Raw genomic sequence first — 23,116 nt, forward strand, 5'->3', positions numbered from 1 at the left:
CTTTTTTTATGCGCTATATTTTGGTTTTAGAAGTATGCTCTCAACTGTACAGAACCAGTATGAATACTTCTAACAGTTTCTGTATCTCTCCCTAAATAACTTAAATTAAGATCTAAGTACTTCGTTATTTTCTTCTGAAATAATAATTGCCAAGTAAAATTTATCCCAGGTTGTAAGCCTTCTAATATTTGATATGCTACTGGCGAAAACGTGCTCCCCTCAAAATCATTCTTAATATAAGACACCTCTGCATTCACCGAAAATTTATCTGCATTGGTGTGAAAAAAACCAGCAGTAATCTTATTTTGTTGCAACTGCTCCATAGCTCCCGTTTCATTTTCTTTTATGCCACGAATGTAAGTTAAATCAAAACGCGTTTGTGTGCTGGCTAGATAGGAGACCTTAGGTGCTATCTCTTGTAATGATAAGGTGTAATTTTTATTGGTGAAATTTTCTGAAGCACTCCCATTGGTTCCTGTAGATGCCTTTAAGTTAAACACCCATTGATTTTGCACCTTATGTGTAAACTGAAGCAAGTGACTGCGTAAGGAGTTTTCCTGAAGCCCTAGAGATATCAGGTTGTTGCTGTTTTTAGAGGCGTAAGTGTAACTAGTGGTGTATCGCTGCTTACCACGGTTAAAAAAGAGCACATTTCTAAAATTGAGATTCAGCCCTAGCTGATCATCGCCACCATCCTTAAACGGGTTAATAACAAAGCTGTCTCCGCTGCGTTTTACTTTTCTGTCAATGGAATAGGTGGTTTGATTATACAGTTTACTTAAAAGAGCTCTATAGTCTTCTGTATTGACCCATTGCTGTGGGTTTAAAGTCAAAGCCTGACTAAACACATTCTGCCGTATTTTCTGGAAGGTTTGGTTAGGCAATAAGATGCGCACATAATTTGCTTCGTCTTGAAATTGCGAGATCTCAAACTCTTCTAATTCTTGTATACCATTGTCGTTATAATCGTTCCAAGTATAAAAACCTTGGCCAGGTTCTACCTCAAGATAGGTAAAATTCTGTTGAGCAATCACGCCACTATTAGACTCCAGCGTGGTATTAAACCGAATGGCATTTTTATAAAGAGACTGCGCATAGCGTATTCTGGTATTTAAGGAGGTTTCATCTTCTTTAAACTTGTTATCTAGATCGCGATACTGCGCTTGCAAGGATAATTGAGAATTTTTGTTCTTTAATAAGGTAGATCTGACCCCATACGTGTGCGCATTATTTACCCTTTGCAAACGGTTGTTCTGTAAACTATCTGTAACACGATATTTATAATACGCAGCCGCATATACTTTTGTGCTATCTCCCACGCCGGCAAAAGCACCATAGTCTTTATAACGCTGGCTAATGTTTGTGAGCGAATCTCTCACCGACCCAGTGCCATTAAATGTAGCTACATTGTCTTCAATGTCAAGTGCTGATCCTATCCATGATTTCTTAAAAGAATAAGAGGTCCTATTTTTTATTCTGAAAAATTCTGAATTTAAGGTATCCCCACTACTATTGAGATAACTGCTATGCAAACGACTGCGTAATTTTCCAGCTTTAAAATTTCCGAAGAGCACTTGACGCGTACCGTTGAAGCTATCTGAAAAGCCTAAATGCTGAAACTCATATCGTGCCGTACCTAGCTTTGGGTCTGTTAACTCAAGTCCTGTAGTAAGGTGTCGTTGATTGCCTTGGGTGGTAAAAAGCAAGTTCCAGTCGCGATTAAACTCTATATTATAAAGTCTTTCTACGTTGGTAAAATTTTTATTCACGTAATCAATTGTTCCAAAAGCTTTTAGTTTTAAAGTGTCCTTAGTTTTTAAAAGTTGCTGCTCTATTTTAAGGTGCGTTGCTACCCCGCTATTATTTCCGTCATCAACCTCAGAAAATAAGTTGAGGTCCTTTTTACTCCCTGCTAATTCAAAATTAATATTAGTTTTTTCTGAAGGAGAATAGCTTCCGTGGACGCCTGCTAATTGTAATGCTACCGGTGCATTGAGTTGCACGATGGGCTCAAAGTCTCCTTGGGGAATACCATTGCTAGGAGGGATATATTCAAAAATACGGGCGATTGCATTTGCGGCACTTAACACATAATTACCATTGCCTAAGCCAACATTAGAAAACCTAACATTAAAGAGATCATCTTGCTCTATGGGTGCATAAACAAATATTTCTACTCCATTTAAAATTTCTTTTCGGTAGAGAATTTTGTTTTCAGAAAAGGTGTCTTCTGCGGCAGATGGTGCGGTCATGGCTGCCATATCATCTCCTGCTTGTTGTAAGATTATTACTTGGTCTTCAGATAGGTTTTGTTGTAGGGGTTGGTTTTTAGAATCGTTTTCAGAATATACGTAGGCACCTATTGTTAGATTTTCTGAGGTATACTCTCCTCCTCCGTAGCCAATAAACCGGGTGTAATTTCGGTCTGTATATTGATAATCTACCATAATACGCATCGTGGCGTCAATGGGATAGGTTGGGTTAAATTTAATTTCACCTGCATTATAGTCTATCAGGTAATCTTTGTCCTCACCTCGACGTATGGGGATGCCATTTACATACACTTTTTCACTTCCAGAAACGATGAGAACAAAGAGTTCGCCATTAGGCCCTATTAGTTTATAAGGCCCTTGATTTCCTTCTTGTGGTAAGATGTTACTGGTGGTAAAAACACCTCGTACAATGGCTCCAGCTGCAAAGGCTTTTGTTTTAGTATTGTCTGTGTGGTCTAGTGTTCCGCTAAGAGAGATTCCCTGTACTTTTTTTGTAAAGGCAGCGAAGTAGCTTTCGGTGTTTTGGAGGTCTACATCACCAGCACGTATGTTCCATTTATCACTGTATAGCTCGATAAAAATTTGGTCAAACTCGTCCAGGTTTTGAGAATAGCCTCCGGCTTGTGTAGGTAAGTTAGAATCCTGTAGTGAGGCTCTTATGGAGACATTTTCATTTAATTTTCCTGTAATCTGAAGATCGAGTTGTGAGTTGACTACAGCGTTTTGATTATTACCAGCTGTTACGCCTCGTGAAATGTTTCCAGTTGTGGTAAGCCCATCAAAAGGGGTGAATTCCTTTTTTCTATTTGATTTACCGAGGGTCACAAGTCTTTCTGCGTTATCGCTATCTGGGACGATGATGCTTTCGTCAAATAAGAAATACTTTTTGGTTAAAAATTGAGGATAGCGCAGGTACTCAATAGTGAGCGAATCTTGGGTGTTTAAAATTTCCGAAGTACGTAAGATGCCATTATTAAAATCTACTTGGTAGGTGAGGCTGTCTAGTTGCTTTCCGTTTTGATAGACCTTAAAGTAGGCTGGATTCAGCGAAATACTGTCCACTTTTATACTGTCTGCAACGGCTACTTTCCTTAAGTGATAGGTGGCGTCGTCTTGTGCCAGCCCCGTGAATGAGGTTGTCAGAGTAAAAAAAAATAAGAGAATCTTTAAACTTCGCATAGTAAACACCTATGTATACAACCACTAAGGGCTGTTTTTATTTTGTTGATTGTTTATGGAAAACCTTTTTGAGTATACTATGCGTAAAAATACAATGTTATTTACTTTAGCGCAGGAGTTATTTGAGTTCGATTTTTAAAGATTTCAGAATCGAATTAACCAATAAAAAACCCCCGCATAAGCGGACACAGAAGATGAAAATACTGAGTTATAATGTAAACGGAATACGTGCAGCAATGCGCAAAGAAATGCTCTCTTGGTTGACCCAAACAGGGGCAGACGTAGTGTGTATCCAAGAGACAAAAGCAAACGAAGACCAAGTAGAAATAGAGGCTATTGTTGCGGCGGGCTATCCATATCACTACTGGTTTAGTGCCCAGAAAAAAGGATATAGCGGTGTAGCTATATTCTGCAAAAAAGAGCCCAATCATATCGAGTACGGTACCGGAATCGAGTCTATGGATTTTGAAGGCCGAAATATTAGAGTCGATTATGACGGTTTGAGTGTAATGAGCTTATATCTGCCAAGCGGAACAAATAGCGCACGTCTCGATCACAAATTTGAGTACATGGCGCTTTTTCAAGACTATGTAAATGAGCTAAAAAAAGAAATTCCAAATCTGGTTATCTGCGGGGATTATAACATTTGTCACGAAGCTATAGATATTCATAACCCAGTGTCAAATAAAAACTCCAGCGGATTCTTGCCTGTAGAACGTGAGTGGATAGGCAATTTTATGGACAGTGGTTTTATAGACAGTTTTAGACATTTGAATAAAGAACCACATAACTATACCTGGTGGAGTTATCGAGCAAATGCTCGCGCTAATAACAAAGGCTGGCGCATTGATTACAATATGGTAGCAACACCATTGAAAGAAAAGATAAAAAGAGCCGTTATATTGCCAGCCGCTGTACATAGTGACCATTGTCCACTGTTAGTTGAACTAGACGTAACTGTGTAATAATAACATAAAAACTTTGTTGATTTCTTCGGAAATGTGCCGTGTTTGAACCCTGAAAACTAAACAAAAATGACCTTCAAAAACTTACTATTTATTGTTGTAACGAGCGTGTTACTTGCGAGTTGCGTTACCGCAAAGATTCATGAGGAATTACAAGATAAGTTTGAGACATTAAAGACAGAGAACGCGTCTTTAATGTCTCAACTCGATACTGCCCCCGGAGCTTCTAGTATGGGGTTGGAGCAAGCAAGAGCAGCTCTTGAAAAATGCAAAAGTGAAAAGACACAATTAGCCATGGATCTTGCAGGGGCAAAATCTAAATATGATAGAATCAAGCAAGATTATGATGCGCTTGAAGCAAACAGCAGCGAAAACCTCACTGAGAATCTAGAACGCAACAGAACATTACTCGCAAAGCTAGAAGAGAAAGAGCGACTCTTAAATAAAAAAGAGGCGGACCTTTTAACACAAGAAAAAACGTTGCAAAAAGCGCAAGCAAATCTAAATACAAGTGCGGCAAGAGTGCTGGAGCTAGAAGGAATCATTGCGGCAAAAGAAGCACAGATGAAAAAACTTAAAGATGCAATTTCTGCGGCCTTGACAAATTTTGAAGGCAATGGACTCACCGTGGAGCAACGCGATGGGAAAGTATATGTCTCTATGGAAAATAAACTTTTGTTTGAGAGCGGAAGTTGGGATGTAAATACACGCGGAAGAGAAGCTGTAGTGGCATTAGGAAATGTGCTTGGTGATAATAAAGAAATAGCCGTGCTCATAGAGGGACACACAGATAATGTGCCTTATGGTGAAAAAGGCTTAATCAAGAATAACTGGGACCTTTCTACAAAAAGAGCCACGGCGATCGTAACGATATTGACAGAAAATAACAACATCCCAAAAGAGAACCTTACTGCCGCAGGTCGCGGTGAATATGCGCCTATCGCTAGCAATGCAACTAGTGAAGGCAAAGCAAAAAACAGAAGGATAGAAGTGGTCTTGACGCCTAAACTCGACGAGATCTCTAGGTTGTTGAATGAGTAATGGGATTGTGAAATTATCTGCAAAAAATAGCAACTAACAAAATGACACTATTTGTTCCTTTTCACCGTTTTGGCAAAAAAGGATTACTTATATTATCAAAAAAGGAAAACGATACATGAATACCGATACAAATATAAATAAGCCTGCCCCGATCGCGATAGATGAAAATCAAATTTTGTTTGACGCTGAAGCTGATATCAAGGGAATCATTGAAGACTTAGTACAAGGTAAGTCAATATTAATTAGTGATTTTTATAAAGATGGCTTGTCGCTTCTCCGGGAGATTCATAAGTATTTAAAACAAAAGTTGCCTAATAAATCTTTTAAGGAGCAGCGAGAATATCGCGCAGAATACGCTAGGCTTTCAAACTTAGTTTTATTAGAAATTATTGATCAAAATATAAGCGCACAGAAGTCACCAAGCATTGGCTGGTTGCAGAAATTTTATCCCGAGAATAATCATTTCTGTTTGACCTTTCCTCAAATACAAGGATTAAATAGCGCTTGGCAATGGTATAAAAATGGGATTTCTATTCCTGTGTTGCGTAACAAATTGCATCCTTACTACGGAACTTATTTTCCTACGCGTTTTGAACATTTAACACTTTTTGACAATTGGTTAAAACGGTATAAAGGACCTAAAAAAACAGCGATAGATGTAGGCGTAGGTTGCGGAGTATTGTCTTTACAAATGGTGCAGCATCAATTTCAGAAGGTATTTGCAACGGACATCAACCCTAATGCAATTTTTGGACTAAGGGAGTTTATGGGAACCACAAAACTATCCCGAAAGATTGAGCTGGATTTTGGACATCTTTTTGGTGCTTGGGAGAAACAAACCGAATTGATTGTGTTTAATCCGCCTTGGTTACCGGGTTCAGAAAATTCTGGGAGCATAGATGATGCGATTTATTATAATAAAAAATTATTTCCAGAATTTTTTGCGGAAGCAAAGAAGCGTCTTTTACCAGAGGGAAAACTGGTGGTCATATTTTCAAACTTAGCGCAAATCTCTAAGGTGACAAAAGACCATCCTATTGAAACAGAATTAGCCGAGGGCAAAAGGTTTCAATTAGAGAAACAATATAAGAAAAATGTAAGTGCTGCTTCTACAAGTACAAAGCGAGATCAGCATTGGCGTGCTGAAGAAGAAGTGCAACTTTGGCTGTTGACACATATTTAAACGTTGCCGTCGTGAAGTGACGCTCTTAATAGCGTCGTGCATACACCCGTTTATTATTCTGCAGTTTTATTGAATCGCTAGTTTTGCGCCTATAAATTGAGGTGTGCCTTTATGAAGTTCCGTTAAATTTCCTAGGCTGTCTCTTGTGAAATGAAAGCACAATTCTGCATCGATATTAAAAAGCACCTACCACATTTCTTATGCCATACCAGCACCAATTAGTAGTGGTCCTTTTTTTTGAGCTATAGATTGACTTTTTGCGGTATTCTGCTTGGTGATTTAATTTTGACAAGAAATGAAGAAAATAAAATGCCAGACGCATTTTATTATACAGCGCTTCTAGGTTGGTTTATTTAAATTCTCCTGTGTCTACATCTTTTATAAAATCTATCAATCCAGCAAAGTAGTTTGCAGGATCGTCAAACTGTGAACAGTGGCCTCCATTAGTAGTGACACTTCTGCCGTTCTGCACCTCTGTCGCCATCCACGCCATATATTCTGGATCCATCGTATCATATTTGGCGCCAAGCATTAAGGTGGGTGTTTTAATTTCTTTGAGTCTATCTGACACGTCCCAATCTTTTAAGGTTGCGTTACCAGTCATTCCAAACTCACTGTGCCCTTGCATGTACACATAGATATTTGGATTTAGATGTTGAAAAAGTAAGTTGACAGATTTAGGCCATTTTTCTAAAGGCATTCTTACAATATGCTTTATATAATAATTAGTCATTAGAAGTTCGCCATATCTCGGATTATCAAAATCGTTATTTGCTTCTATATCCATAATTTCTTTTAGCACAGCCGGATCCATCTGTGGGCCTAACACCTCATTAGCATATTTAGTGTATTCTGGAGCACTTGACATCATATTTGAAATGATGAGTCCTTTTAAATTGTCTTGATATTTTAGGGCGTATTCCATCGCTAATATCCCACCCCAAGATTGTCCAAGAAGGTAAAAATTATCTTTATCAAGGTTTAGGGCTTTTCTTACTTGCTCTACTTCCTCCACATAATGTTCTGTAGTCCAGAGCGTAGAATCGTTAGGCTTGTCGCTATAATAAGAATCGAGTTGGTCGTAATAGATGTACTCAATATTTTCATTAGGAAGATAGCCGTCAAAATTTCCGAATTCTTCATGCGTACCTCCGGGACCTCCATGAAGCAGGAGCACACGCTTGGTAGGACTGTTTCCCATCCGTTTTGTGTAGACATTAAAGGTGCCTTTTTCGGTTTTGATAGGAATCATTTTAATGCCGCCTGTCGCTTGGTCATCGCTGTTTGAGTAATCAAAATAACCGCTGGCTTCGGCCTTTACGATTTGGTCTTTCTTAGTATCTGTGCAGCTCACAATGAGGAGCAATGAAAGGAATACGGATGCTATTGTATATTTCATGATTTTCTATTTTAATTAGTGCTTCGTGTTTTATGAACTGCTACGGTTAACATTTTATTGTTACCTGCTTGAACGACTAATGTAATAAATTATAGATAGAAAATCTATGAATCTGGATGGTTTTTGGAAAGCGTATCTGTTTTATAACCAGGTAATTAATGATGCGTGGTGTAGGTTTAATCTTTTTAAAATAGTTGTATTAGGGTATTAGATAGAATACACAAAAGAATGCGTTAAGGGTTCTATTTATAGGCTAGTGAAATATTAATTTACCCTATCATTCATCCACTTACGAGAATTACATTGCTCATCGTTGGGTTCACCTTGTATGGTAAAACCGTCTAATTCACAATCAAGGGGTGCAGCAACACTTAATATAGTTGAATTTATTGCTTGGCTCAGTTCTTTTGCAATATATTCTCCAGCCATTATAGGGTTTGTAAGATTATCGCTTTCACTCCAAACATCAAACATCAACTGCGCAATTTTTTCTAATTTAATTCGTGTCATAATTTCTTTTATTTCGTTTCGTTAAAAATCAACCCATATACAAGTGGGTATTGCTGTATACTTGAAATAGCTTTTACAGAACTGTATGGTACTTGTCAGGCTGTATCACCATATTGTATTAAAGCAAGTGTGCTATTTGAGGAAAGAGACACGATTTAACTCTTTTATCTTCGATAAAATTTGAGATTAATATGGCTTCGTCACCTTGCTTCAATACGTGCTTTTTTCATTAAATTAATTAATATTTCCTCCGTACTTAAATAAGCTGAACGAGATTGGTGTTTTAAGCTTGTATAAATACATTCTGCTTTTTGTTGGTCTGCAACTATTTTCTTACTTCCGAAGAAGTTGTAAAAAAACTATCTCGCGATTAGTTTTATGGTCTTGTAATGTGTTTTTTCACTTATAATTTTACAGAAATAAACACCCTTGCTTAGGTTGTTTAAATTTAAGGGAATTACATTTTTGCCAGGTGTGGTGCTATGTGTTGTTTGAAAAATTGTTTTACCTAATTGATCATAGACTGCAAGTCGTACTTTTTCTATTTGTTCCGTTGTAAACTGTATCGTTGTGGCTGTTGTTACCGGGTTCGGTGATGCCGCTATTTTAATAGTTTCTTGCGCTAAGTTTGCTATAGATAATGCTTGTTGAGACAAGCGCAGGTTCTCGAGTGTTAATTCTTTTGTAGTCAAAGTGCCATCTTCATTTACCATTGTAAACACTAGGGTAACTACATCACTCAATACTACATTTATTCCATTTTCAGATTCAAAATTTGCTATTGCTAAGACATAGTTTTGAGACACATCACTTAAAGTAATGGTGCTTTTATATTGATCTTCCCAGTTAGAAATACTTGCTTTTACAAATGTGATTTCTAAATTACCGGTTCCTTTTGCGCTAAATTGCAGGCTGTTGTAATCACTTAAATCTACTGCTTGAAACCTAGGCGTGAGTGCTCTGTAAGCAGCTAAATAGCTATTAGTTGTTGCGGTTAAAATCACATTGCGCTCTATTGGAAAGTCTGTAGTCTCAAAAGTGAAATCGTTGGGTAAAATTGCATAGCTCTCTATGGTCGTGTTTCCTGATGAATAATCAATTCCCCAAGGGCCATCAGACATAAATATATCATCTGGAGTTGCAATTCCATCACCAATTCTAAAACCAATATCAAATAAGTTTCCAGTTTCTAATTGCAGGTTTGTAATGTATTGTGAGTTTAAGTTTACTGTAGTGTTCATCGTTTCAAAATCACTGGTTTCAGTGGCTCTAAAACTCGCGTCAAAGTTTATTGTTTCCGTGGCATTTACATTGATAATTTGCAGATCTAAAGCACCGTTATAGTACATCCCTTTTCTAACAAACACTGCTGGTGGTGTTGAGTTATGATATGTCGAAATTAATTTTTGGGCTTCCAGTAAGTTTAGGACTTCTTGACCGAGTAAGAATAAATCATCAACTTCGTTTGTCCATATTTGGAAGTTGTAAAAGATAACATCCTGTTCGTATTGATCGAGGTTCCAGTGACTCTCTATGGCAAAATTTTCATCATTATTTACCGCCTTCGCAGATAAGCTTAATACAAACTCATTGGTGCCATCTGTATTTTTGATAATAGATTTAATGAACGATTGTCCGTTGATATTAATTGTATTTACTGAGATTAGCTCAGCTCCTAATAATCGATCACAAATGTATTTGGTATGTTCATACACACCGTTCTCAGTTTTTAGTATTAGAATGGAAGCAATTGATGTATTGTTTTTTAAATAGTCTACACCATAAACCTCAGTAGCATTTGTTATGCTCACTAAATCTAAGGGAGAAGCGTCAATGACCTCATCTTCATTAATAACATCTAGGGGAATAAAGTCTTCTAAACTAAAGCTAGAATTACGTTGGGTATAATTACCTTTTTTCGTTATTCTTCTTGCAGCATTTCTGTCAAATGCATATCCATTTTTTGCACGATAAAAATTACGCTTATTAATCTGCTCAGACAACCTGTTATTGCTTTCTAAACCACCGTCATTACTTCCAGAAGATTCAGAATTATCGCTAGTACAATCACCAAAAGTGGAGCACGAAGGATCTTCACAATCTATAAGTCCGTCACCATCATCATCTATTCCATTATCACAAATTTCTTGAAGCACATCTTCTGTTGGGCGACGTGCACCATCACTATTAGAACTTGAGGGTCCGAAGGAAAATAACTTAGAATCTATAGAATCATTTTCTGTTAAGTTTTGTACACTTTCAATCGCATATATGGTTCCTGTTTCATTTGCTGAAACGTAAAAACGGCCCTCTGCATCAAAATAGGCGGCCCCGTAAGTATAGGTTAATCCTGATAAGATAGGCACTTCTCCTATTGCTTCTATGTTACCATTTAAAGAATCAATGCGGTATAAAATATTGGAGTTTTTTTCTATGGTGTATAGATATCCATCAACAGCATTAAATGCCCAATGATCAATATCTATGTCTTGAGATAAAACCTCTGTCGATTCGTGTTGCGCGTAATTTGCAGAATTTGGATCAAGGTCTATGGTGTAGTAAGTGGTGCCATCTCCTTTTAAATAATAGATGCCGTCTGCACTTACATCTCCAATGGTGCTAGTGCTAACTGGCAATTCATCTATATAAAAACTAGTTGTATTAAAATTTTTGCCAATACGAACAATGGTGTTTTCTGGTGAACTTAAAGCTCCCCAGATATATCCGTCTGCTGGATTATAACCCGTTGCATTTATGTTGCCTGGTGTAATATCGGTTGCAATTTCATAAGAATTTCCTGATGCGAGATCAATCGCAAATACATCATTCTCCTGAAATAATAAAGCTCCAAAATCGACATCAAAAGGAATACTGGTAGAAGGGATTGTTGCAACAGATCCACTAATTGCGATCGCACCAACAGTAGCATATAACCTTCCGTCTAGGGCTCCTCCAGCTCCCAGTGCAACTGCACCTGGATATCCTATAAACGTGCCAGCCATAGTCGCATTTGCACCCAGGCCAACCGCACCAACGGCAATCCAATAAATATTATCAGATGAAGCGCCATTAATCAAAATAATTTCTGACCCAGCAACTGAAGAAAGCGCTCCGCCTATTTTAAAAACAAACAGCGCATCAGAATCTCCCTGAGCATCTAAGGTTAGAGTTCCAAGAATAGATGTAGCTGCTCCTGTAGAATACACTCCAGGATAAATAGTCTCCCCAGCAACACTTCCGTAAATCGTACTATGGTCTGTTATTGTTACTGGTGTATTTTGAATTTGAATACAGGCCGCTGCTAAATCTAAAGAGGCTTGTAGCGTAATCGAGTTGGCATTTTCTATAGTTCCGTTCAGAATGGTAGGTGCATCAAAGCCAGATATCGCTCCTATATGAGAACCTACATCTCCAGTTATCGTAGAAACCCCAGTATTTGCAACAGCCCCAGATCCTGAAAACAAAATAAAATCTGCAGCTGTAGCAAAATCGAAATCTGAACCAGACATTTTATTTTGAGCTATTGCAGTAAAACAACTTGCGACGATTGCGATAGATAGTATTATTATTTTCACGGTATAATTAATTTATGGTATAAAAGTATACTTCAGACAGCCCCTTTTTTTAGTTTTTCGATTGACGCACCATTGAAAGCGTTCGGGGGTTAGTAACCGTCGACGAGTGGTTTTTTTCATCCTTAGAAACTTTAATATTAAGTAGGTTAATACATCTCATTTATTCTGTCTTTTTTACAGAATAAAGGGGTAGCGTGTTTTTTTTGGAAATGACTAATGCCTAACTTGAATGAGTTATGTAACCCCTGTTCTATTAGAGTAGGGGCCAAAACAATTAATTATACTTTGGTTTAGATTCGAAATTTAAACAGTCAAAGTTGAATTGTAATTTTTGTATATAATGGGATAATAAATGAAGGCATATTTTAAATTATTTCCAGTTTTGGTTATCTCCAGAACATATGAGTTTGTCGACTTGCACCGGATATAATGGGCAAAGTTTATATTTTTTCTTATAAGTCATAAACGCTTCTCTCTACTGAGAGGCTTCTTTTTAAGATAAAGGCTCACACAAGTTTCTAACGTTTTCTTTAAAGAGTATTAATACGCGGTCCATCAAGGCACAATCACGATGTACATCGCGCCCGTCAATCTCTACCATAGGAGTAAGCTCTCCCATGGTTCCGGTAGCAAAGGCGCCTTCCGCGTTTATAAATTCGCTTAAAGAAAGATCTGCTTCTTTAATTTTAATACCGTTCTGCTTGCAAAGTTCCATCACCGTATTTCTCGTAATGCCGGGGAGACAGGCATGTGCAAAAGGAGTGTATATGGTATCGCCTTTTATCATAAAGACATTGCTGCCGTTGAGTTCTGCCACAAAGCCACGGTCATCCAGCATCAAGCCTGCGTCTTTTCCTGCTACGTTTGCTTGTATTTTTGCGATGATATTGTTTAATAAATTGTTGTGATGAATCTTGCTATCCAGAAACTGAGGCGCATTACGTCGCTGGCTTGTACTTAATACTTTGATGCCGCTTTTATTATCATAGACTAAGGGTTTCCACTCTGCAAGGACAATAAGACAAGAACCATCTTGATTTAGCCTTGGGTCCATCCCGCTTGTTATTTTTGTGCCTCTGGTGAGTGTGAGCCTTATGTGGACGTCATCGTTCATTCCGTTTGCATCGAGGGTTTGCTTTATGGCTTTTTTAATAACTGCCTTGCTTGGGATATCTGTAAACGCAAGGGTCTTTGCACTGGCATGTAACCTAGATAAGTGTTTGTCTAGACAGACTACACCTTCCGGATAAACGCGCAATCCTTCCCAGACCGCATCACCACCTTGCACGGCACTGTCAAAAACAGAAATTTTTGCTTCGTCGCGATGGTATAATCTATCCTTGATATATACTTGTATGTTGTCGTTCTTTGGGTTTTGTTCTTGTAGCATTAATCGTTGATTAAAATATTATTTTTTAGAATCGTGTAATAAGTAAGCGCTTCATCTAGTACTGGCTGCAAATGTGCAGGCATCTTTTGACTGCTCGATTTTTGAACTTCAAAGCTACTAGAATTATGAACGTTTTTATACCAGTGTGAGGCCCAAACACCATCTGCTGGATTGCCGCCTGGATCCCAACTGAGCATTGCTTCGGAAAAAGGAATTTTTAGATGTTCGCACATTTTTTTGAGATACCGGCTAGGGCTTTTAAGGAGTTCATCGCTATCTATGACTAATGGTGTATGACCGTGCAATTGTAAAAACTGAAAAATTTCCGAAGCCTTTTTAATGCCTATGTCTATGATGCTTGGGTTTTCTATCACTTTTGAGAACGAGGCGAGCAGCTTTTCTGGATGCCGTATAAGGATGATGTTTGTCCAGGGAAACAGAAATGTGGGCTGTGTTTCTAAGATATGGTGGGCCATCCCTTTTACAAACCTGATGTCTGTCTTAACAGCATTAATTAAACGTATGACAGATTCTTTACTATGGGGTAATGATTTTAATATTTCTGCCTCACCAGGATGTGCGACGGTTACTTTTGCGTGACTGAGGTAATAAGCATAAAATGGTTCATCTAGGACAGTCGTGTCTTTGCGCTCTGCAAATGAATACATTAAGGCCGTAGAGAGATTGCGCGGGCCAGCGATGAGGTTGATTATTTTCATTTATTTAAAAATACTAAAAATAATAGTACTTAAAGTTAATATAGCGGTAACATTGGGTGGCATTTTAATTAAAAATCCATTTCTTTGCAGCAACTAATAACACCCTAAAAAAACCTAGGTAATGGAAGAATTATTAAGTCAGTTTGGTAGTACTTTTGATACTACATTGGGCCTCACAAGCTATATTTTAAATATTGTGATCTGTGCGGTGATGCTCTTAATCTTGTCGTTCTTCTACAGCAGATTTGGTAATTCTATTTCTAATCGTGGGCAGTTAGCAAAAGTGCTGGTTATTGTTGGGATTACAACATTTATCATTATTACCATTGTAAAATCTTCACTGGCGCTTTCGCTTGGTCTTGTAGGTGCACTTTCTATTGTTCGTTTTAGAACCGCTATTAAGGAGCCAGAAGAATTGGGTTATTTCTTTATGGCGATTGCAATAGGTCTTGGGATGGCGGCCAACCAGGTGGTACCTACTGGTATAGGCTTTGCTATGTTATTATTAATTGTAGCGCTGTTTAAAAAGAACGCGTTTAAAAGTTCGATCACTCAAAATCTATTAGTGAGTTTAGATTGCAGTGATGACGAAAAGACGACAATCACTAAAAATATAGCTGCTATAATTCAAAAGAATTCTTCACAGTTGGAGGTAAAGCGTATCAACTACGCAAATAGCCATGTTGATTTAAATTTCTTGGTAAAAGTTTCTTCATTGAATGATCTTAATGCGATACAAGATGGGATTATGGACACAAGAAAAGAAGCAACAGTTACCTTTATAGATAATACGCTATAGTCAAAACTAGAGCAAATGAAAATAGAAAAAACGTCACGAAAAAGTAATATAGGGTTTATCTCCCTGTCCCTTTTTATCATTTTAGTGCTTGTGTTTTTAGTTGGTTTTTTTGCAATGCAAAAAAACGATGATGACGTCCCATCTTCTAATAATCCAGATGATCGCAATTATATTGCTACTACGGGTTTTGATGTCAAAAACTTAATTGATGACAAGAAGCATCTCTACAACGATAGTGATGTGAGCATTTTTGCATTAGTAGATGAAGACAAATCAAAGCTAGCATTTGTATACAAAGAAAAGCCAATAGGAAAGCAAAGAACAGATATGTTCTTTATTCATATTTTTCTAAAAGATACTTCTTTAATTAAAAGTGAATTTTTCAATATTACCTATTCTGAAAAAGAGGATCCAGAAAAGATTACTATGGACGGGAGTGATTATTATGTTTTCAAAAAAACATTATCCAGTGATGTTTTTAAGGAGGCGTACGTTCCTTTTAACGAAATAGATTACTTGAATGTAGGACGTTTTTCTGCTGGAGTTGGAAGGAGCCTTGATGCAAATAAAATTAAAGTGCCTAGTGAAAAAATTATTAGTTTTTTAAAAAAAGTTTCTTTACAGGATGCTGTCTCAAATAAGGAATATAAAGTAAACAGAATTGACATCTACACAAAGAAAAACTCTTTTGACCAAATTAAAGTGAAAAGAGAGGCCGCATTAAAGACTGGCATCCTATTAACAAATGATGATGATTACATAAAAGGTGAAATAAGCCTCAACTCTGGCGTTACAATAAATACCGACTTTAGATTAAAAGGGGATTGGACAGATCATTTAAACGGGAAGGATAAGTGGTCTTATCGTGTGATTATAAAGGAAGGTAAAACAGTGCTAGGAATGCGTAAATTCTCATTACAACATCCTAAAACAAGACATTTTCAATGGGAATGGCTGTTTAATAAGGTGATAAAAGATGAAGATATAATAGGCCTCAGATACGAGTTTGTTAATTTTAATATTCATGTTGAAGGAGAAAACGCTATTACAAATGGTATCATGGCATTAGAAGAATCTTTTGATAAAATATTAATTGAAAACAACAAAAAAAGAGAAGGAATCATATTGGGTTTTGATGAAGATCTTTTTTGGAAGGACAAAGAACAATTGGTGCGTTTGGGATTAGGCCAGGCTGCGTTGGATTATTATGGCCCAAGTTCATTTAAGAATGCAACGATAAAGGTATATAATGAAAATAAGGTATTATCAGACCCAAAATTGTCAAAGCAACTATTTGTGGCAAAGGATTTATTGGAAGGTTTAAGGGATGGGAAATACAAACTCTCTGAGGTATTTGATATAGATAAACTCACAACATATGTTGCCATTGCAAACCTCTTTGGTTGTGACCATGCCCTGGTATGGCACAATTTGAGAATATACTTCAATCCTATTACGAACAAATTAGAGCCAGTGAGTTTTGACTCAAATCCGGGTCTCAAAAAAACGGAAATTAAACACTACCCTTTTTATGAAGGCGATGAGATTTATAAAGAGAATTTGGCAAAAAAGCTGAGTCATTACAGTAGTCAAAAATATTTAAATAGTATCATAAATAAATATGGAGGCGAGCTAAATAGTGTTTCAAAATTAATAAAGGATGCATACGGCTATTTCAATTTTAATCCGTCAATATTAGAGTATAATAGCAATTTTATAAAAAAAACCGTTTATCCTTCTGAAATAATTATTTCGGGGCTTATCGAGCATTCTAAAAAAGAGTTGAAAATAGAAGTGACAAACATCACACAATTCCCTGTAGAAATAAGAAGTCTTAATCATAAAGACGGCAAACGGTTGGATATGCTGCCAGAATCTCTAATAATACCAGAATATGCCACGTTGGTGGTCGCTATTCCATTGAAAGAGGCATTTAATAATGCTTTTGTTTCAAAAAAAAACCAAAAAGGAGGGTTTCAATATCCTAATGATATTGGAGATCTTCGTCTCGAAGCTCAAATAATAAACACAGATTTCCCTAGGGCGTATGCTATCAACTCTTTTGGTAATAGTCAGGATATAAATGCAAGCATTGCTTTATATAAAAAGATAAAACAAGCCAATTACGTGCATCTTCCTTTTGTAGCCATAGACTCTTTAAATAAGGCGATCTTATTTAAAAGTGGCACCTACGCTACCGCAGAAACTTTAAACTTTCCGGCAGGATATACGATTACTATTGAGCCAGGATTTATGTTAGACCTAAGCTCTAACGCGTCATTTATTTCAAAATCGCGCATTATTGCCGAAGGCACTCAAACCAACCCTATTTCATTTACTTCAACAAGCAATACAGGTGGTGGTCTATTTATCACAGACGTTGATCAAGAATCTATTTTAAACTATTGTATTTTTTCAAACTTATCAAATCCAAATAATGAGCTTTGGGAAGTTTCTGGTGCAGTGAATTTTCACGAGAGTGATGTGACGATTACTAATAGCCAGTTCAAAAATAATCGCTGTGAAGACGCGCTAAACATTATACGATCAGAATTTACTTTGCAGGACTCTCAATTTTACGACACTTTTTCAGATTCTTTTGATGGAGATTTTGTCTCTGGGCTGATAAAAAACTGCCAATTTTATAATTCAGGTAATGATGGTGTAGATGTTTCTGGCTCACAATTGATATTAGAAAATGTGCTTATTCAAAATCCTTCAGATAAAGGTATAAGTGCTGGTGAAGCGAGTACGATGTCAGGAAATAATATTACTGTAGAAAATGGTGAAATAGGGATTGTGAGTAAAGATTTTTCTACCATTAGTTTTACTGATGTCACTTTAAATAATACACGTCTCGGGTTTTCGGCATTTCAGAAAAAACCAGAATACGGGACGGCGTCTATTACAATTAATAGAATATCTCAACTCAATAATGAAACTAATTATTTGATAGAACGAGAGTCGAGGCTTATCATTGATGATATACTAATGCCCACTGTCTCTAACAAGGTGATTGATCAAATGTACGGTAATGAATATGGCAAAAGCAGTAAGTAATACAGAAGAGGATCTCTCATACCATAGTCTTAGATTTGAGCGTAAATTCATTTTTGAAGGTATGCTCTTAGAAGATATTTTGGCAAATGTCGTTTTGTGTAACCCGTTTTGTTTTAAAGAAATATTTCATCGGAGAACTGTAAATAATATATATTTTGATGACCAGAATATGAGTTTTTACAGACAGAACGTGGCGGGTGACGCCAATCGCGAGAAGTATAGATTGCGATGGTATGGGGATAATTTTACACAAGTGTCTAATCCTACTTTTGAGATTAAAAAGAAGTATGGGGAGACTGGAGATAAATATTCTTATAAATTAAAAGGTGCTTCATTTGACTTAAAGGAGACGAAGGCCTTAGGAGCACAAGACATAATAGAGGCTCAATTACTCGCGGAAGAGAACTTGACACTTTATAACAACCTGCGACAACTTGAACCCGCATTGTATAATACCTATGAAAGGAGGTATTTTTTATCTCATTGCGAGCGTTTTAGAATCACTTTAGATTATAATATGGGTTTTTATAATACCAAGGCAGATGCATTTTTAAACACGAATGTTAAGGCAGATGATATTGTTTTGGAGTTAAAATACGAAAGAGCACATGACGATGAAAGTCGTGATTTAACTCAATACTTCCCGGTCAGGCTCTCTAAGAATTCTAAGTACGTAAGAGGAATAGATTTGTTTAATAGATAACATTATTCAACCGTTACAGACTTTGCAAGGTTTCGAGGTTGATCTACATTTTTGTCTAGCATCACTGCAATATGGTATGATAACAATTGTAGCGGAATTGTAGTTACTAAAGGCGTTAAGGTTTCTGGCGTTTTAGGAACTTCCATTACATAGTCTGCAAGTGCTCTTACTTCTGTATCTCCTTCCGTCACAACGGCGATAATTTTACCGCTTCGCGCTTTGATTTCTTCAATATTACTCACTACTTTACCGTAATGGTTGCTGTTTACTGCAATCACAACTACGGGCATCTGTTCGTCAATAAGGGCGATAGGACCGTGTTTCATCTCCGCAGCTGGATATCCTTCGGCATGGATGTATGAGATCTCTTTAAGCTTTAAAGCTCCTTCTAGGGCTACTGGGAAGTTGACACCTCTACCTAAGTATAAAAAGTTGGTTGCATTTTTAAATACAGCTGCAATCTCTTCTATTTTATCGTTGCTTTTTAGTGCTTCTGCTACGTGAGTAGGAATCATCTCTAACTCGCGAAGGTGCATCATATAATCTGTCTGTGAGATCGTACCTTTTACCTTTCCTATCTTTAAGGCCATCATTGTCAGAACAGTTATCTGTGTCGTAAATGCTTTTGTAGATGCTACACCAATTTCTGGACCTGCGTGTGTGTATGTCCCACTATGAGTTTCTCGAGATATAGTTGAGCCTACCACATTGCATATGCCATACACAAACGCGCCTTTTTCTTTGGCAAGTTTAATCGCTGCTAGTGTGTCTGCTGTTTCACCACTTTGTGAAATAGCGATTACAACATCTTTTTCTGTAATGATTGGATTACGGTACCTAAATTCACTTGCATATTCTACCTCTACTGGTATGCGAGTCCACTCTTCAAATATATACTCTGCTACGAGGCCTGCGTGCCAAGAAGTACCACAAGCGATAATAACAATTCTATTTGCATTTGTAAACCTTGGGATGTAATCTTCAAGTCCGCCAAGTTTTATAATCCCCTGGTTTGCTAAAAGTCTCCCTCGATATGTGTCTTTAATTACTGAAGGCTGCTCAAAAATCTCTTTGAGCATAAAATGATCATAACCACCTTTTTCTATTTGTTCAAGGCTGAGTTTTAGTTTCTGGATGTTAGGATTAACAAGGGTATCATCTTTTATTTTACGCACTCTTATTTCACGACCTAATCTTAGGATCGCCATCTCTTCATCTTCTAGATAAATTGCGTTATTCGTATACTCAATAAAAGGGGAAGCGTCACTGGCGACAAAAAATTCATTATTACCAATACCAATAGCTAAAGGGCTTCCTAGTTTTGCTACGACTATTTCGTCTGGTTTTTTTCTGTCAAAAAGCGCAATTGCATAAGCGCCAACAACTTGATTAAGTGCAATTTGAACTGCCTTACCAAGTTTTACGTTTTCTTGTTTCTTAATCTCCTCTATTAGGTTTACAAGCACCTCAGTGTCTGTATCGCTTTTAAAAGTATATCCTCTATTTATAAGTTCTATTTTTAGGGAAGCGTAGTTTTCAATTATGCCATTATGAATAAGAACAAGGTCGCCACTGTTAGAAAAATGTGGATGTGAGTTGACGTCGTTTGGCACGCCATGTGTAGCCCATCTTGTGTGCCCAATACCTAGGGTTCCTTTTTTTGATATTTCTTGAGCAACACGTTCTTCAAGGTCTGCAACCTTTCCTTTTGTTTTAGCGAGCTGTATATCTGTTCCGTCGTATAGCGCGATACCAGCACTATCATACCCTCTATACTCTAAACGTTTTAATCCATTTATGATAATGGGATAAGCCTGTTTACTGCCTATGTAGCCAACGATTCCACACATATTAATTGATTATAGTTTGATTATTGATTTGGATCTGTATAATAGATCTCTAACGTAAGACGTTTTTCTTCATTAGGGGTTGCGTTACCATATAGCACTGTTCCTTCTGGAGACTGTAAACTTATTTCTGGAACAAAGTCGATTCCTGGAGATTGGGTATTTCTCATTTGTAGAAAATTTGGGTTTACCACATTTTGAGCAACTACGAGTCCAAGTTTTACACTCGTAGAGTCTCTATTGATAAGATCGTTTACATAGTTTGTGATTCTAATTTTATAAGAATCTCCTTTTGCGTCGTCACCTCTCTCTAGTCTTCCCAAATGATTGGTAATGGCATCTATAGAGGGCGAAACATTAACGGTAGGATCTAGGTCAAAATCTCTTAACCTTCTGTTGTTTTTAAGATCATATATAAAAATACGTTCTGGTTCTGTGTCACCACCAACCATAATATCTTGGTTCACGTGAAAAACAAGATTTGCTTCATTAATAACCCAACCTTGCTGTCTTATTTCGTCTATCTCATCTGGTGTTCCATTAGGCTGGTTTACAAGACCGTTATCATTGTACCCTATGGAGTCCTCTTCCCCAAAAAGCTCAATGACAGTCATAATACCTGCACCACCTCTTAAATATAAATTTTCTTCACCATTTACACGATCTACGTTTACAAGGTTGTCTGCAATAGTAGGAGTAAGGGTGTTTGTAAACGTGTTTACAGCGATACCACTAAAATTAAGCTCGAAGGTTGCATTGTTTCTGCCGCTATCTTCATCTTCGTCATCAAAAGAATAACTAATTTCGATAATAGCCGCAGCTAGATTTAAACTTAACAGCGTGCCATCGGGAGAAGCATTTGTTGCTTTTAAGTTGATCCCTCTAAAGTAATCCCGAAAATTAGAGTTACTCAAGAATTCAGGCGAACCAGCCATATCAATAATGCGTTCTTGAAAGAATTCATTAGATAAAGACGCTCTAAGGCCAGGGGACAGTCTTGTTACCACTTCATCCTCACCTTCGCCTTCAATTAAAACGATCTCATCGGGACTTGGTGAAAATTCTGGCAAATCTAGTAAACTAGCTCCTAGAAAGTCATCAAATAACGATCCTTGATCTGTATAGTAGTTTTGATTTTCTTCAAAATCTGAAGAAGGGTCTAAGGCTCTTAGAAAGTAGGTGCTTTCAAAAAGCTCTAGGTGGAAAGGTGCAAGCCCATAAACAGAATCTAATGCGTAAGTGGTAGCTTCATCAACTACTTCCGTTGCCGTACTTAAATAAGGGATATAGATATGAACACTATCTACTGTTGTATTTTCTCCAAAATCTGGATCTATAGCGTCTAAGGCAATTTGCGATAAAATACTTACTTGAGCATCGCCAAAAACAGGGTCGCTATAAACACCTAATTGGTATTTACCTAAACCATTTGATCTAAAAGGAGCGAGTTTTCTGCTATACGCCACCACAGAGGCGTCTCTATTGACAGCGATATCGAGACCTTGCTCGCCAACGATTTCTGTTCCTATGCTATTAAAATCTTCACTACAAGATGCGAGTCCTAAAATGAGTGCAAAAATTCCCAATGAATATGGCAAAAAAAAGTTCTTTTTCATATATTTATTCTGTAGTGCTTTCTAACACTTTGTTTTCATAAAAATCGAGATACGATCGCTCTAAATCCTCTGGCTTCTGAAATGGTAACACTGGAATATTCCTAGACTTAATAAAACTATTTATCTCTTCAGATACTTCTTCAGATCCCATAATCACAGCATCAGAATTTTTAACAGCAAGCTTCATCAGGTTGATGTAATTAGGTGTCTTTAATTCTTCTAAGTTTTCTTCTTCCATTCCGTCATAAAGTACTTTGTCTAGTACTTTTTCATTCAAGGTTCCAGTAAACCCTTGATTGTATACAGATGTAATGATTTTACTGTTCTCAAATAACGGCTCATTTCCGTAGTAATTACGCAAATACAAAGGTAAAAAAGAGGCTAGCCATCCGTGTACGTGAATGATATCTGGTGACCAGTTTAATTTTTTTACCGTCTCAATAACACCTTTTGCAAAAAAGATAGCACGCTCGTCATTATCCTTAAAATAATTGCCATCTTCATCGGCATACATCGCTTTTCGCTTAAAGTAATCTTCATTGTCTATAAAATAGACTTGCATTCTCTCTTTAGGGATAGATGCAACTTTAATAATTAGTGGCATATCCAGATCATTAATGACCAAGTTCATGCCTGAGAGACGAATCACCTCGTGTAACTGGTGGCGACGCTCGTTAATATTACCGTAACGTGGCATAAATATTCTAATTTGCCCTCCGTTGTTATTCACCATTCTAGGGGCTTCAAACGACATCGAAGAAATCTCGGTCTCAGGTAAATAAGGTATTACTTCTGAGGACACATACAAGATTCTTTTATCTTTCATCTCTATTAGTTTTGAACCATTATCCTATTTT

15 protein-coding genes are annotated in these 23,116 nt (G+C 37.2%); 6 read left to right on the forward strand and 9 right to left on the reverse strand.

Annotated features, from left to right (window positions below; genetic code table 11):
* Positions 1–26 precede the first annotated feature (26 nt).
* Positions 27–3,452 (reverse strand): hypothetical protein, encoded by a 3,426-nt coding sequence (locus ABXT71_RS04880; protein ID WP_415372730.1) that lies wholly within the window; start codon positions 3,450–3,452, stop codon positions 27–29.
* 194 nt (positions 3,453–3,646) lie between these two features.
* On the opposite strand from ABXT71_RS04880, the gene ABXT71_RS04885 reads away from it, so the two are divergent.
* From ABXT71_RS04885 to ABXT71_RS04895, 3 genes are all read left to right on the forward strand, one after another.
* On the forward strand, positions 3,647–4,417 hold the full coding sequence (locus ABXT71_RS04885; RefSeq protein WP_415372731.1) for an exodeoxyribonuclease III: 771 nt from the start codon (positions 3,647–3,649) through the stop codon (positions 4,415–4,417).
* 69 nt (positions 4,418–4,486) lie between these two features.
* A complete protein-coding gene (locus ABXT71_RS04890; RefSeq protein ID WP_415372732.1) occupies positions 4,487–5,458 on the forward strand; it encodes an OmpA family protein in 972 nt (323 codons plus the stop codon).
* 115 nt (positions 5,459–5,573) lie between these two features.
* On the forward strand, positions 5,574–6,641 hold the full coding sequence (locus ABXT71_RS04895; protein WP_415372733.1) for a Rossmann-like fold-containing protein: 1,068 nt from the start codon (positions 5,574–5,576) through the stop codon (positions 6,639–6,641).
* 349 nt (positions 6,642–6,990) lie between these two features.
* On the opposite strand, the gene ABXT71_RS04900 is transcribed toward ABXT71_RS04895, so the two are convergent.
* From ABXT71_RS04900 to ABXT71_RS04920, 5 genes are all read right to left on the reverse strand, one after another.
* Positions 6,991–8,040 (reverse strand): proline iminopeptidase-family hydrolase, encoded by a 1,050-nt coding sequence (locus ABXT71_RS04900; protein WP_415372734.1) that lies wholly within the window; start codon positions 8,038–8,040, stop codon positions 6,991–6,993.
* 264 nt (positions 8,041–8,304) lie between these two features.
* Entirely contained in the window at positions 8,305–8,550 is a 246-nt protein-coding gene (locus tag ABXT71_RS04905; protein ID WP_415372735.1) for a hypothetical protein, read from the reverse strand.
* Between the two features lie 359 nt (positions 8,551–8,909).
* Positions 8,910–12,125: an ice-binding family protein gene (locus ABXT71_RS04910; protein ID WP_415372736.1), complete on the reverse strand. Its 3,216-nt coding sequence runs from the start codon at positions 12,123–12,125 to the stop codon at positions 8,910–8,912.
* Between the two features lie 493 nt (positions 12,126–12,618).
* Complete coding sequence (locus ABXT71_RS04915) at positions 12,619–13,515, reverse strand: aminotransferase class IV (RefSeq protein WP_415372737.1); 897 nt, start codon at positions 13,513–13,515, stop codon at positions 12,619–12,621.
* Complete coding sequence (locus tag ABXT71_RS04920; RefSeq protein WP_415372738.1) at positions 13,515–14,234, reverse strand: sulfotransferase family protein; 720 nt, start codon at positions 14,232–14,234, stop codon at positions 13,515–13,517. The genes ABXT71_RS04915 and ABXT71_RS04920 overlap by 1 nt, the downstream gene beginning before the upstream one ends.
* A 121-nt stretch (positions 14,235–14,355) precedes the next feature.
* On the opposite strand from ABXT71_RS04920, the gene ABXT71_RS04925 reads away from it, so the two are divergent.
* Genes ABXT71_RS04925 through ABXT71_RS04935 form a run of 3 tightly spaced genes read left to right on the forward strand, consistent with a single transcriptional unit; the run spans position 14,356 to position 18,796 of the window.
* The gene (locus tag ABXT71_RS04925; protein WP_415372739.1) at positions 14,356–15,033 is read left to right on the forward strand and encodes a DUF4956 domain-containing protein; all 678 of its coding nucleotides are present in this window, start codon (positions 14,356–14,358) and stop codon (positions 15,031–15,033) included.
* 15 nt (positions 15,034–15,048) lie between these two features.
* Entirely contained in the window at positions 15,049–18,093 is a 3,045-nt protein-coding gene (locus tag ABXT71_RS04930; protein WP_415372740.1) for a right-handed parallel beta-helix repeat-containing protein, read from the forward strand.
* Complete coding sequence (locus ABXT71_RS04935) at positions 18,068–18,796, forward strand: polyphosphate polymerase domain-containing protein (protein ID WP_415372741.1); 729 nt, start codon at positions 18,068–18,070, stop codon at positions 18,794–18,796. Before ABXT71_RS04930 ends, ABXT71_RS04935 begins: the two co-directional genes overlap by 26 nt.
* 2 nt (positions 18,797–18,798) lie before the next feature.
* Here ABXT71_RS04935 and glmS read toward each other — a convergent pair whose 3' ends face one another.
* The 3 genes from glmS to ABXT71_RS04950 are packed head-to-tail and all read right to left on the reverse strand — an operon-like array spanning position 18,799 to position 23,085.
* A complete protein-coding gene (gene glmS / locus ABXT71_RS04940) occupies positions 18,799–20,646 on the reverse strand; it encodes a glutamine--fructose-6-phosphate transaminase (isomerizing) (protein ID WP_415372742.1) in 1,848 nt (615 codons plus the stop codon).
* Between the two features lie 20 nt (positions 20,647–20,666).
* A complete protein-coding gene (locus tag ABXT71_RS04945; protein WP_415372743.1) occupies positions 20,667–22,259 on the reverse strand; it encodes a DUF4270 domain-containing protein in 1,593 nt (530 codons plus the stop codon).
* Between the two features lie 4 nt (positions 22,260–22,263).
* Positions 22,264–23,085, reverse strand: a complete 822-nt coding sequence (locus ABXT71_RS04950) for a glycogen/starch synthase (RefSeq protein WP_415372744.1) — start codon at positions 23,083–23,085, stop codon at positions 22,264–22,266.
* Positions 23,086–23,116 lie beyond the last annotated feature (31 nt).

Origin of the sequence: Patiriisocius sp. Uisw_047, assembly GCF_047730165.1 — a bacterium.
Lineage (GTDB): Bacteria > Bacteroidota > Bacteroidia > Flavobacteriales > Flavobacteriaceae > Patiriisocius.